At 74.0% G+C, this 12,192-nt stretch carries 12 protein-coding genes; 5 read left to right on the forward strand and 7 right to left on the reverse strand.

Translation table 11 applies throughout. From position 1 onward, the window contains the following. Nucleotides 1–107 precede the first annotated feature (107 nt). A complete protein-coding gene (locus KBX34_RS13030; RefSeq protein ID WP_210925160.1) occupies nt 108–1,064 on the forward strand; it encodes a PfkB family carbohydrate kinase in 957 nt (318 codons plus the stop codon). 1 nt (nt 1,065) lies between these two features. Here the strand turns inward: KBX34_RS13030 and KBX34_RS13035 are convergent, their stop codons facing one another. Then, complete coding sequence (locus KBX34_RS13035; RefSeq protein ID WP_210925130.1) at nt 1,066–1,896, reverse strand: MBL fold metallo-hydrolase; 831 nt, start codon at nt 1,894–1,896, stop codon at nt 1,066–1,068. After that, on the reverse strand, nt 1,893–2,297 hold the full coding sequence (locus KBX34_RS13040; RefSeq protein ID WP_088949190.1) for a thioesterase family protein: 405 nt from the start codon (nt 2,295–2,297) through the stop codon (nt 1,893–1,895). The genes KBX34_RS13035 and KBX34_RS13040 overlap by 4 nt, the downstream gene beginning before the upstream one ends. A gap of 161 nt (nt 2,298–2,458) precedes the next feature. Between KBX34_RS13040 and KBX34_RS13045 the strand changes: the two genes are divergently transcribed. Beyond that, entirely contained in the window at nt 2,459–3,538 is a 1,080-nt protein-coding gene (locus tag KBX34_RS13045) for a phosphatase PAP2 family protein (protein ID WP_247671756.1), read from the forward strand. 146 nt (nt 3,539–3,684) lie between these two features. Here the strand turns inward: KBX34_RS13045 and KBX34_RS13050 are convergent, their stop codons facing one another. The 3 genes from KBX34_RS13050 to KBX34_RS13060 all read right to left on the reverse strand — a co-directional run bounded on the left by KBX34_RS13050 (nt 3,685) and on the right by KBX34_RS13060 (nt 6,339). Further along, on the reverse strand, nt 3,685–5,166 hold the full coding sequence (locus KBX34_RS13050) for a PH domain-containing protein (protein ID WP_374223680.1): 1,482 nt from the start codon (nt 5,164–5,166) through the stop codon (nt 3,685–3,687). 163 nt (nt 5,167–5,329) lie between these two features. Then, a complete protein-coding gene (locus KBX34_RS13055; RefSeq protein ID WP_370453096.1) occupies nt 5,330–5,884 on the reverse strand; it encodes a PH domain-containing protein in 555 nt (184 codons plus the stop codon). Between the two features lie 224 nt (nt 5,885–6,108). After that, a complete protein-coding gene (locus KBX34_RS13060; RefSeq protein WP_210925131.1) occupies nt 6,109–6,339 on the reverse strand; it encodes a hypothetical protein in 231 nt (76 codons plus the stop codon). Between the two features lie 240 nt (nt 6,340–6,579). Between KBX34_RS13060 and KBX34_RS13065 the strand changes: the two genes are divergently transcribed. Genes KBX34_RS13065 through KBX34_RS13075 form a run of 3 tightly spaced genes read left to right on the forward strand, consistent with a single transcriptional unit; the run spans nt 6,580 to nt 9,613 of the window. After that, nucleotides 6,580–7,686: a MoxR family ATPase gene (locus tag KBX34_RS13065; RefSeq protein WP_210794329.1), complete on the forward strand. Its 1,107-nt coding sequence runs from the start codon at nt 6,580–6,582 to the stop codon at nt 7,684–7,686. Further along, complete coding sequence (locus KBX34_RS13070) at nt 7,665–8,666, forward strand: DUF58 domain-containing protein (protein ID WP_088949186.1); 1,002 nt, start codon at nt 7,665–7,667, stop codon at nt 8,664–8,666. Before KBX34_RS13065 ends, KBX34_RS13070 begins: the two co-directional genes overlap by 22 nt. Then, a complete protein-coding gene (locus KBX34_RS13075) occupies nt 8,663–9,613 on the forward strand; it encodes a VWA domain-containing protein (RefSeq protein ID WP_088949185.1) in 951 nt (316 codons plus the stop codon). Before KBX34_RS13070 ends, KBX34_RS13075 begins: the two co-directional genes overlap by 4 nt. 358 nt (nt 9,614–9,971) lie before the next feature. Here the strand turns inward: KBX34_RS13075 and KBX34_RS13080 are convergent, their stop codons facing one another. Then, a complete protein-coding gene (locus KBX34_RS13080; RefSeq protein WP_210925132.1) occupies nt 9,972–11,204 on the reverse strand; it encodes an acyltransferase in 1,233 nt (410 codons plus the stop codon). Next, nucleotides 11,201–12,097 carry an alpha/beta hydrolase gene (locus KBX34_RS13085; RefSeq protein WP_210925135.1) on the reverse strand — a complete coding sequence of 299 codons (897 nt, stop codon included), beginning with the start codon at nt 12,095–12,097 and terminating at the stop codon, nt 11,201–11,203. Before KBX34_RS13085 ends, KBX34_RS13080 begins: the two co-directional genes overlap by 4 nt. Nucleotides 12,098–12,192: the final 95 nt, after the last annotated feature.

Consider the following 12,192-nt stretch of genomic DNA (forward strand, 5'->3'; position numbering starts at 1 on the left):
CGTCGCCTTCGCCGCCCGCCGGGTGGCCCGCTGTGCCAGCCTGATGCCACGGCGGTCGGCCCGGCGGACGACGCCCGGTGGCGGTTGGCGACGACGAGAGGATCGGCATGGGATACGCGGTGGTGCTCGGCGAGGCGCTCGTCGACCTGCTCGACAGCGAGTGTGACGGGGAGCGCGTCTACCGGCAGGCGATCGGCGGTGGGCCGCTCAACGTCGCAGTGGGCGTGGCCCGCCTCGGTGGCGCGGCGCAGTTCGTCGGCTCGCTCGGCGACGACGTGCTGGGCGGTCGGATCCGCACCTTCCTGAACGCTGTCGACGTCGGGGTGGCCGGCGCGGTCACGGTGGCGGCGCCGACCACTCTCGCGGTGGTCACGTACGCCGGACCGGAACCCGACTTCCGCTTCTACGGCGAGCCGGTCTCCTACGGTCTGCTCGGCCCCGACGACCTGGATCTCGCGCAGTTGGAGGGCGCGGACGTGCTCTACTGCGGCTCCATCGTGCTGCTGCAACCCCGCACGCTCGCCGCCGCCCGACACGCCTGGTCGCTCGCCACCGGTCTGCGGGTCCTCGATCCGAACGTGCGTCCCCGGCTGTTGGACGGGCCGGCCGCGCTGGAAGGGTTGCGCGAGGTGGTGGCCGAGTTCGCCGCCGGCGCGCACCTGGTCAAGCTGAGTGCCGCCGACGCCGGGCTGCTCTACCCGGGTGAACCGGTCGAGGGGGTGGCGGCGTACCTGCGTGAGTTGGGCGCCGCCACGGTGGTGGTGACCCTCGGCGCGGCCGGCGCGGTGCTGGCCGCTGCCGACGCCGACCCGGTGAGGGTGCCGGCCCCCAAGGTCGACGCGATCGACGCCACCGGTGCCGGTGACTCGGTGATGGCCGCGCTGATCGCCGACCTGCTCGTCGGCGGCGAACCGGACTCCCCGGCAGGCTGGGTCGAACGGGTCGCGTTCGCACTGCGGGTGGCGGGCCTGGTCTGCGAATCACCCGGCGGCGCCACCGCCATGCCCACCCGCGCCGACGTCGAACGCCGCTTCCCGAGCCGGGCCTCGCCGTCGATTTTTTGAGCTAGGCCTCGCCGTCGAGCTCGCGGTAGCCGCGCCGGGCGGCGATCAGGGCGGCGCGCGCACCGAAGGGAGCCTCGGCGGCCACCCGCTCCGGAGGCGCGCTGCCGGTGTGCGCGGCCCGGATCAGCCAGGCCAGCTTCGCCAGCTCGGCGTGCTGGGCGCGGACGAAATCGACGTCCACCGGGTCGCCGTGGCCCGGCACCACCACCGTGCGCGCGGTCGTCAGCCGCAGCAGGTCCGCGACCGCGTCCGGCCACCGCAGAGGGTACGAGTCCTCGAAGGCGGGCGGGCCACTCTGCTCCACCAGGTCCCCGGCGATCAACACGTCGGCGTCCGGCACGTGCACCACCAGGTCGGCCTCGGTGTGCCCCCGCCCCGGGTGCCGCAGCAGCACCCGCCGGCCACCCAGGTCGAGTGCCGTCTCCGTCTGCACGGTGTGCGTCGGGGCGAGCAGCGGGGTTTCGGCCAGCTCGGCGGCCAGCGCCGGGTGCTCCGTGCGCACCTCTTCGTACGCCTCCCGACGCAGCCGCTCCGGGTCCTGGCGCAGGGCGGCGGCGGCCAGCTCGTGCGCGTACACCGGACGGGGTGGGTCGCCGGCCAGGACGGCGTTGCCGAAGCAGTGGTCGTAGTGGTGGTGGGTGTTGACCAGCGTCAACGGGCGGTCAGTGACCGCCCGGACGGCGGCGGCCAGGTCGGTGGCCTGGGCGGCCGACGACAGAGTGTCCACCAGGAGGGCCTCGTCGTCGCCCACGACCAGGGTGACGTTGACCCGCAGCAGCGGCTCGGCCAGCACGTGCACCCGGTCGGCGACCTCGACGAAACCGGCGTTCACGACGCACGCCCGGCGCGCTCGACGAAACGTTGCCGGTCCACCATGATCCGGTCCACCCGGCCCCGGGCCACCGTCTGGTCACCGTCGCTGACCGTGACCTCGAACGACAACCGGCGACCGTCGACGGTCGCCAACAGCGCCTGCGCCCGGACCGTCCGACCGACCACGGTCGGCGCCAGATGCTCCAGCTCGACCCGGGTGCCCACTGTCGTCGACCCGGGGGGCATCTCGACAGCCGTCGCCGCGACGGTGGCCGCCTCGGCCAGCGCGAGCACCCGGGGAGTGCCCAGCACCGGCACGTCCCCGGAACCGACCGCCTGGGCGGTGTCCGCGTCGGTGACGGTCAACTCGACCTGGGCGGTCAGACCCGGCGCGAAGGCCGGCTCGGGCTGCTCCTGCATGGTCGTCAGCCTAGGTGCTCGCCGAGCCCGCCGAGCACCCGCCCGGATATCCCGCCGGGCCCCTGCCCGGGCATCCGGCGTCGACCGCCGCCCACCTGTGCACGGCTTCGCCGGGTGGTCCCCGTCGGTCGATGCCGCGACCGTCGTTAACCTTGACGACGATGGCCGTCGTGACTGACCCCCAGCCCCCCGCCCGGACCGACCCGCCCGCGTCCCCGGACGGGGGTCGTCGTCGTGTCGTCGCGATGACCGTCTGGGCGGTCACCTTCGTGGCCGCGTGGCTGGCCATCGGGCTGCCCACCGACCCCGCGTACGCCTTCGTCTGGATCTGGCTCGCGACCATCGCCTGGAACAGCGACCGGCCGTGGCGCAGCCACCTGCGCTTCGCCCGGGACTGGGTGCCGGTGGTGCTGCTGTTCGTCGTGTACAACCTGTCACGCGGGTTCGCCGACAACGGGGCCACCCCGCACGCGATGGAGCTGATCGTCGCCGACCGGTTCATGTTCGGCTGGGCCACCGGCGGCGAGGTGCCGACCGTCTGGTTGCAGCAGCACCTCTACCACCCGCAGGTGCACTGGTGGGACGTCGCGGCGAGCTGGGTGTACTTCTCGCACTTCGTGGTGGCGTTGGCCGCCGCCGCGGTGCTCTGGCTACGCGACCGGCACCGCTGGGCTGCATACATGCGGCGTTGGGGCTTCCTCTGCGCCGCCGGCCTGGTCACCTACTTCATCTACCCGGCCGCCCCGCCGTGGTGGGCAGCACAGAACGGGCTGCTCACCGAGGTCGCCCGGATCTCCACCCGGGGCTGGAAGGCGTTCGGCATGCACGGTGCCGGCAACGTCCTCAACGCCGGCCAGATCGCCTCCAACCCGGTTGCCGCGATGCCGTCGCTGCACACCGCGTGGGCGCTGTTCGTGGTGCTGTTCTTCCTGACCAGCACCCGCCGTCGCTGGTGGCCGCTGCTGCTCGCGTACCCGCTGGCGATGACCTTCACCCTGGTCTACTCGGGTGAGCACTACGTGATCGACGTGCTGGTCGGCTGGGCGTACGTGGGGCTGACCTTCCTGGTGGTCGGTCTGGCCGAGCGTGGTTGGGCGGCTTGGCGCGTCCGCCACCCGAAGGCCGGACCCCCACCGCCCCGCACGGAACCACCAAGGCAGGCCACCGCCCCCGACGACGACGCCGAACACCCACCCACCACCCAGCGCCCCCCACGCGAACCCACAAAGACCGACCACTGACCCACCCCGGCCCGCCCCGGGTCGGCGTACGGCCCCGCCAGCTCCCGTCGATCATGAAGTTAGCGCCCGCCCCGACGGCGTGTCGCGGCTATAACTTCATGATCAACCGAGGTGGAGCGGGGGTGAGGTGGAGTGCGGGGTTGAGGTCAGGTGGGGTTGCGGGCCTGGTGGGCTCTTGTGGTCAGGTCTGCGGCCAGGGCCCAGGCCTCTGCCAGGTCGCGGTCCTGGGCGGTGGCACCGGAACCGCCCGCGGTGTCGGCGTGCACGGAGGCCAACCCGAGTCGGCGTTGGATCGGCCCCTGCACCACCCGCACGCTCTGGATGCGGGCGTACGGCACGATCACCACCTGCCGGGTGAGCCGCCCGGAACGGGTGACGAAGACCTCGTCGAAGAGCCCCGCGCCGAACGCGCGACGGCCCAGCGGGTGCAGCCACCGGGTCCGGGTCGGCGGAGGGCTCAGCGCCAGCGCGTCGAGGCGTACCCCCGGAAGCACCTCCGCGACGATCATCGTCGCGGTCGGCAGGTCACCAACCGGCAGCAGCCGGTCGGGCCGGTTGCGATCGTCAGCCTCCGCGACGGAGTAGCCGGCGACCTCCAGGCGCAGCCGCAGCCAGCCCTTCATCCGCCAGAGCAGCGGCCAGGTGGCCCGTACGGTCTGCACCCGCGCCAGCGGCACGGTCTGCGCCCGCGTCTCCAGCAGGCCGTTGTGCACCCGCAGCGTGCCGCCGTCGCGGGCCAGCCGGAAGTTCCAGTCGTCGAGCACCCGCCGCACCGGTTGCAGCAGCACGCCGGCCATCGCGGTCAGCGTGCTCGCCACCGCGACGAACGACCACGACCCCGCGGTGAGGAACTGCACCACGACGAAGGCCACACCGAACGGGAGCAGGAACGCCTGCGGGGTGAGCAGTTGGCTGATCAGCAGACTCTGGTTGCGTACCGCGTGCAGTGGCCGGCCCGGCGCGGCCGCCGTCGGCGCCGCCGCTCCCGGGAGCACCACGGCGCCCGCGTGCTCCGGGGCGGGTGCCTGCGCGACCCGCCCGGCCAATGCCAGCAGCCGCTCGCGCAGCCGGGCCGCGTCGGCCACCCCGAGGTACGCCAGCGGCGCCTCCGTCTTGCCCCCGCCGACCACCTCCAGGCGCAGCTCGGCCAGACCGGTGAGCTGGGCGAGCAGCGGTCGGACCACCTCCACGGCCTGCAGTCGTTCCAACGGGATGGCCCGGGTACGCCGCCAGAGCAGCCCCTCGTACACCCGTAGTTCGCGGCCGACCACGTGGTAGCCGGTGTTGTACCAGCTCACCACCGACAGCACTGTCGCGCCGAGAGCCAGCACCGCCACCATGGCGGCGAACCAGCCGAAGCCCACCCGGGACAGCGTCGACCAGGACAACCCGGCGATCACCACGACCAGTGACTTGGCGCCGTGCAGGACCGGGCTGAGCGGGTGCAGTCGCTGCCGGGGCTCACCCTCGGCACCGCCAGCCGGTGCCGGCCACGGCGCGGGCGCCCCCGGCGGCATCGACCCCGGCGGTGCCGCGCCAGTAGTTGGCGCGCCAGCGGGCAGCACCGGACCCGGTGGCGTCGGGCCGGTGGGTGGCACGGTGCTCGGCTCGGCGGGCCCGTCACTCATCGGAGCGGCCCTCGGCGCGGTCGGCGGCTGCTGGCGCGGGCGCTCACAGAGTCGCCTTTCGTTCGCGACTGCGGGGCTCGCAACCCCGGCTCACTCCTCGCGCTCACAGAGTCGCCTTTCGTTCGCGACTGCGGGGCTCGCAACCCCGGCTCACTCCTCCCGCTCACAGGCCCTCGGCCCGGTCCTCGCCGAGCGCGGTGAGCCGGTCGCGCAGCCGGGACGCCTCCGCCGGGCGCAGCCCGGGCACCCGGGCGTCGCTCGCCGCCGCTGCGGTGTGCAGTTGCACGGTGGCCAGGTCGAAGGCGCGTTCCAACGGCCCGGCGCTGACGTCGACGAACTGCATCCGCGAGTACGGGACGATGGAGAGCCGCCGGACCAGCAGCCCGTGCCGGACCAGCAGGTCGTTCTCCCGCTCGGCGTACCCCCAGGCTCGCACCGCCCGGACGATCGCGATGGCCCGCCACACGCCGAGCAGCACGACGACGGCGACGGCGAGCCCGAACAGCCAGTGGCCGCTCAACGCCCAGCCCACTCCCGTCACCGCCAGCCCGATGGCGACCACGACCCCCAGCCGGATCAGCTCCACCCAGATCAGGTCGGTGCAGATCGGCTGCCAGTTGACCGTGTCCGGCCAGGGCTCCAGCGGCCCTCGCCCCACCGGCGCGCCAGTGGACAGCGGGCCGGAGGGGGCGGGTGGCAGGAGGCCGGGTGCCGGCAGGTCGGGCGCCCGCTGGTCGGCGCCGGGCTGCGGCCGGTGGTCGGGTGGTGGCAGAGCCGCCGGTGGCAGTGGGGCGGGCCAGGAGACGTCGGGCGCGGCGGGCTCCGGGCCGAGCGTGCCGGGTGCGGGGAACGCACCGGGCGGCGGCTCGACGCCGGGTTCGGGGGCCGGGGTGGGCGGCCAGGACGGGGAGGTGGGGCCGGGGGAAGCCGGTGGGTCGCCGCTCACACGTCGAGCGTAGGCGATCCGGGCACCGGAGTGACGGCACGCAGGAAGCCGCGAGCGTCCAGGAACCCCCCGAGAGTGCTCCGGTGCTCGTCGCAGGCCAGCCAGGTCTTGCGCCGATCGGCGTCGTGCAGCCGCGGATTGTTCCACTCAAGGGCCCAGATGGCAGCGGCGCGGCAGCCCCGGGCCGAGCAGACCAGGGCCTCGTCGGCGGGGGAGGGGATGCTCATCCCGGCCAGTCTAGGGCGGCGGGAGAGGAAGTTTGATCGCCGGGCGACCACGGGGGGAGCCGCCCGGCGACGGGGTGAATCGTACACGCGGCGGGCCGGTCCGTGCACGCCCGCGACGCACGATTCGGCCGCCGGGGACGGCGCGGCAAAAATCGGCTTCTCCCCACCTCGACACTCAGCAAGGCGTGCGAGTCTTGATACCGCACGAGCCGCGACGACGACCAACGCTGTGGAGGACCGGTGGCCCAGCCGACCATGCCCGACGCCCCGACGCCGAACGGGGCGGCACCGCAGACGCCTGCGCCGGTGACCACGCCCGCGCAGGACGCCACTCTGCTGGAGAAGGCGCTGTTCGAGATCAAACGCGTGATCGTCGGGCAGGACCGGATGGTGGAGCGGATGTTCGTCGCGTTGCTCGCCCGGGGCCACTGCCTGATCGAAGGGGTGCCCGGGGTCGCCAAGACGCTCGCCGTGGAGACGCTCGCCAAGGTCGTCGGCGGGTCCTTCGCCCGGGTGCAGTTCACCCCGGACCTGGTGCCGGCCGACATCATGGGCACCCGGATCTACCGGCAGTCGAGTGAGAAGTTCGACGTCGAGCTGGGCCCGGTCTTCGTCAACTTCCTGCTCGCCGACGAGATCAACCGCGCTCCGGCGAAGGTGCAGTCGGCGCTGCTGGAGGTGATGAGCGAGCGGCAGGTGTCCATCGGTGGGGAGACCCACCGGGTGCCCGAGCCGTTCCTGGTGATGGCCACCCAGAACCCGATCGAGCAGGAGGGCGTCTATCCGCTGCCGGAGGCGCAGCGGGACCGGTTCCTCATGAAGATCGTGGTGGGCTACCCGACCGACGCGGAGGAACGGGAGATCGTCTACCGGATGGGCGTGTCCCCGCCGGAGCCGACCGCGGTGTTCGACACCCCCGAGCTGATCGCCCTGCAACGCAAGGCGGACCAGGTCTTCGTGCACAACGCCCTGGTCGACTACGCGGTCCGGTTGGTGTTGGCCACCCGCGCCCCGGCCGAGCACGGGATGCCCGACGTCGCGCAACTGATCCAGTACGGGGCCAGCCCGCGCGCCTCACTGGGCCTGGTCCGGGCCACCCGCGCCCTGGCGCTGCTGCGGGGACGCGACTACGCCCTGCCGCAGGACGTGCAGGACATCGCACCGGACATCCTGCGGCACAGGTTGGTGCTCAGCTACGACGCGCTGGCCGACGACGTGCCCGCCGACCACATCGTGCACCGGGTGATGTCGACGATCCCTCTCCCGGCGGTCGCTCCCCGCCAGCAGGCCACCCCGTCGTCGACCGCGCCGCCGCCGGGCGCTGGCTGGCCCGGGCAGCGGCCGTGACCTCACCCACCCCTCGTCCCGCCCCCCTCGCCGACCGCAGTGAGGCCGTGCTGTCCCGGCTGCAACTGCTCGTCACCCGCAAGCTCGACGGTCTGCTCCAGGGCGACTACGCCGGCCTGCTGCCCGGACCGGGCAGCGAGGCGGGGGAGTCACGGGAGTACCGCCCCGGCGACGACGTGCGCCGGATGGACTGGCCGGTCACCGCACGCACCACGACTCCGCACGTCCGGCGTACGGTCGCCGACCGGGAGCTGGAAACCTGGCTGGCCCTCGACCTGTCCGCCAGCCTGGACTTCGGCACCGGGCAGTGGCTCAAGCGCGAGGTGGTGGTCGCCGCCGCGGCCGCCATCACCCACCTGACGGTGCGCGGCGGCAACCGGATCGGCGCCGTGATCGGCACCGGCGGCGGCGCGTCCGCCCCGGCCCGACGCTGGCGGGGCACGCCGCCACCGGCCGGGCCGGGGGTGCTCACCCGCCTGCCGGCCCGTTCCGGTCGCAAGGAGGCGCAGGGCCTGTTGCGTACGGTCGCCGGCACCACCATCCAGCCCGGTCGTGGTGATCTGGGCGCCCTGATCGAGATGCTCAACCGTCCGCCCCGTCGACGCGGGGTGGCCGTGGTGGTGTCGGACTTCCTCTCGCCGGCCGAGCAGTGGGCCCGTCCGTTGCGCAAGCTCCGGGTCCGCCACGACGTGCTGGCGATCGAGGTGATCGACCCTCGGGAGCTGGAGTTGCCCGACGTGGGCGTGCTGCCGGTGGTCGACCCGGAGACCGGCGAGCTGCACGAGGTGCAGACCGCCGACCCTCGACTGCGGCAGCGCTACGCTGATGCCGCCGCCGCCCAACGGGCCACGATCGCCGCCGCACTGCGTGGCGCCGGCGCGGCCCACCTGCGTCTGCGTACCGACCGAGACTGGCTGCTGGACATGGTGCGATTCGTGGCCGCGCAGCGGCACGCCCGCACCCGGGGGACGACACGATGATCCGTTTCATGCAACCGTGGTGGCTGCTGGCTGTGCTGCCGGTGTTCGCGCTCGCCGCGTTCTACATCTGGCGGCAGCTGCACCGCCGGGCGTACGCGATGCGGTTCACCAACGTGGACCTGCTGCGTACGGTGGCGCCGAAGGGGCTCGGCTGGCGACGGCACGTCCCGGCGACCGCGTTCCTGCTCTGCCTGCTGGTGCTGGCCACCGCGCTGGCCCGGCCGGCGGTGGACACCAAGGAGCCGCTGGAGCGGGCCACGGTGATGCTCGCCATCGACGTGTCGTTGTCGATGCAGGCCGACGACGTGGCGCCGAACCGGTTGGAGGCGGCCCAGGAGGCGGCCAAGCAGTTCGTCGGTGAGCTGCCGGAGAGCTACAACCTGGGCCTCGTGTCGTTCGCCAAGGCGGCCAACGTGCTGGTGCCGCCGGGCAAGGACCGGGACGCGGTGACCAGTGCCATCGACGGGCTGGTGCTGGCCGAGGCGACCGCGACCGGCGAGGCGGTGTTCACCTGCCTGGAGGCGATCCGGTCGGTGCCGGCCGATGGCGCGGCGGGCATCCCACCGGCACGGATCGTGCTGCTCTCCGACGGTTTCCGCACCTCCGGTCGCGCGGTGGAGGAGGCGGCGGCCGCCGCGCAGGCGGCCAACGTCCCGGTCTCCACCATCGCCTTCGGCACCGACACGGGCCAGGTCGACATCGGCGGGCAGTTGCAGCGGGTGCCGGTGGACCGGATGGCGCTCGCCGAGCTTGCCGAGACCACCGAGGGCTACTTCTACGAGGCGGCCTCGGTGAGCGAGCTGAAGCAGGTCTACCAGGACATGGGCAGCTCGATCGGGTTCCGCACCGAGCCGCGTGAGGTGACCCAGTGGTACGCGGGGTTCGCGCTGCTGTTGGCGCTCTGCGCGGGCGCGCTCAGCCTGCTGTGGTCGTCCCGGATGCTCTGAACGACGGGCCGGCGGTGGTCAGCGACCGCCGCCGGCACCAGCACGGGGCAGCTCCAGCCGTCGCCGATCCGGAGCGGTCAGTGACCGCCACCGGCGAGCACGAAGACGATGGCCACCCATACGGCGGCGAGGGTGAAGCCCAGCGGGGCGACGTAGCGGCTCATGGACGGCTCCGGGTGGCGGCTGGACGGTCCGCGTGCGGGGGCGGACCGCAGGGGGTGGGGACGCGCACACGAAGTCGTGACCGGGCGGCTCCCGGCGACCGTCGGCGAATCGGACGGCGCGGCACACGCGCCTCGGCGTCGGCCGAAGCGGTGGGGGAGCGGAGCTGGGTCAGCTCACCAGACTGAGTCGTGGCTCAGCGGGGCTGACCATCGGCCCGGCCACGACTGGGAGGATCGCTATCTCGCACAGCGATCACCTCCTGCAGGTCGGGCGGGCCGGAACGTCGATGATCGTACACCCGCGGTGTCGCCCGGACGCACTCGGCCGACCGGCCGGCGACCCCTCCACCTCCCGGGTGGCGCCGCGCCCGCGGCTGGCCGGTCCGCACCACCGTGACCAGCACCGCAGCCAGCAGCGGCAACCAGCAGAGCCGCGCCAGCACCCAGCCCGGGCCGTCCGGAACGGTGTGCAGACCCGGCAGGGTCAGCCCGCTGCGAGCGGTGAGCGCGGTCACCGCCACCAGCACCGGCTGGTGCCACAGATAGATCCGGACCGCCTGCCGGTTCACCTCGGTCGCCGCCCGGCCCGGCAGTGGCCGGTCCAGCAGCCGTTCCAGCGCCGGCCGGGCAAGCAGCCCCAGCCCGACCTGGGTGACCGCCAGCGCCACTGCCAGCAGCGACGGCGGGTTCAGGTTGGACACACCGGCCCCGGGCACGCCGACCGCGCTCACCGGGTAGCCCAGCGCCAGCAGCGCCCCCAGCGCGACGGCTCCCCCGCCCGCCACCATGCCCGCCGCCCGACGACCGTCCAGCTGCCCGTCGGCGTGCGCCACGCCCAGCAGGTACGGCACCGCCCAGGCCGCCAGCACGGTGACCGGTGGCACCTCGGTGCCGGCCGGAAGCAGGCGGACGGCCAGGTCGACAGCCGCGACCGCGGCGACAGCCGGCGCGACGCACCGGGCCACACCCCAGCGGCGTACGGCGGCGCGCAGTGGGCTGGTCACCGCGACCAGGAACACCAACGGCACCAGGAACCACAGTGGACTGATCGCCAGCCGCAACGCCACGGTGAGCGTGTCGTCCGAGGTGCCGGCGACGGTGGCGGCGAGCAGCACGGCGGCGCCCACCCCCAACAGCGCCACAGTGGGCAGGAGCAGCCGACGCAGCCGACGGGCCAGCCAACCGCCCGCGCCTCCCCGGTGGTGCGCGAGGGACCGGGTCGAGCCGAACCCGGCGGTGAAGAAGAACAATCCGAGCGTCTGCAACGCCCACGTCAGCGGCGCCAGACCGGGCAGGGCGGTCAGCGGGCTGGCCTGATGCAGCCCACCGTCGCCGGTCAGAACCAGCCCGGTGACCAGCCAGTGCCCCAGCACCACCCCGCCGATGGCGTACGCCCGCAACGCGTCGACGGCACGGTCCCGGCTCATCGGGCGTCCCCGACCCCGACGCCGCCCAGCACCACCGCCGCCACCGCGACCAGCGCGGCGCTGCCCGGCACCAGGTAGCCGTCGTGCCCGTCCACCCCACCCGCCGGTAGGAGGCGGGCACCGAACGCCGGGTCGCCGGGGCGACGGCCGAAGCCCAGGCCGAGCAGTCGCACCGACGGCACCCGACGAACCCAGTCGCTGGGCGCCTCGGCCGCCCAGAACCGCCGCCCGCCAGGCAGGTCGTCGGCGCGCTGCACCCCGGCGCCCACGCCACCGAGGCTGACCACGTCGGTGATCTGGGCCGGAGCGTCCGCCGCTGCCAGCGACACCACCAACGCCCCGTAGCTGTGCCCGACCAGCGTGATCGTCGCCGCCGGACGCCGTACGGCCAGCTCCCGCAGCAGCGTGGCCAGCCCGTCCGCACCGCGCCGGGCGCTGACGCCACCGGCGGCGGTCAGCACCCCGTCGGGCGGGTCGTAGCCGAGCCAGGCCAGCACCGCGACCCGCGCCGCCGGCTCGGTCGCCCGCAGCTCCTGGTAGAGCTGCCCGGCCTGCACCGCTGGCGCCCGGCGGGCCACCCCGCCCAACCCCCGGTCGAAGTCGGCCAGGGTGCTCCCCACCCCCGGCACCAGCACCGCGATCCGGTCCGCACCGGCCAGGTCGCCGAGCACCTCGACCGCCCGGCCGTCGCCGCGTGGGTCGAACGTCAGGAACCGGCGTCCGTCGGCCACCCAGTCCGCGTACGGCGGCCCGGCCGCGCGCATCGCCGCCGCCATGACCGGGTACGCCTCGACGAACCCCGCCGTAGCAACCGGCTCGGGTCGGGTCGGCAGGACCAGGTTCACGCCGAGCAGCGCGGCCACCGCCACCCGGCTGGCACCTCGTCGTCGCATCACGTTCTCCCTCCGGAATGTCGTCCGGAGGGAGAGTGCGCGGGTGGGTGGGGCTCGGTCGTCGTCCCGGGGAGCCGTCTGCGGGCTGGCTCCGC

The sequence above is a fragment of the Micromonospora sp. M61 genome, from assembly GCF_018070245.1.
Taxonomy (GTDB): Bacteria; Actinomycetota; Actinomycetes; order Mycobacteriales; family Micromonosporaceae; genus Micromonospora; species Micromonospora zamorensis.

Coding starts and splice junctions, on each gene's coding strand:
- KBX34_RS13030 (WP_210925160.1), top strand. CDS start 108: ATGGGATACGCGGTGGTGCTCGGCGAGGCGCTCGTCGACCTGCTCGAC.
- KBX34_RS13040 (WP_088949190.1), bottom strand. CDS start 2,297: ATGCAGGAGCAGCCCGAGCCGGCCTTCGCGCCGGGTCTGACCGCCCAG.
- KBX34_RS13045 (WP_247671756.1), top strand. CDS start 2,459: ATGGCCGTCGTGACTGACCCCCAGCCCCCCGCCCGGACCGACCCGCCC.
- KBX34_RS13050 (WP_374223680.1), bottom strand. CDS start 5,166: ATGAGTGACGGGCCCGCCGAGCCGAGCACCGTGCCACCCACCGGCCCG.
- KBX34_RS13060 (WP_210925131.1), bottom strand. CDS start 6,339: ATGAGCATCCCCTCCCCCGCCGACGAGGCCCTGGTCTGCTCGGCCCGG.
- KBX34_RS13075 (WP_088949185.1), top strand. CDS start 8,663: ATGATCCGTTTCATGCAACCGTGGTGGCTGCTGGCTGTGCTGCCGGTG.
- KBX34_RS13080 (WP_210925132.1), bottom strand. CDS start 11,204: ATGAGCCGGGACCGTGCCGTCGACGCGTTGCGGGCGTACGCCATCGGC.
- KBX34_RS13085 (WP_210925135.1), bottom strand. CDS start 12,097: ATGCGACGACGAGGTGCCAGCCGGGTGGCGGTGGCCGCGCTGCTCGGC.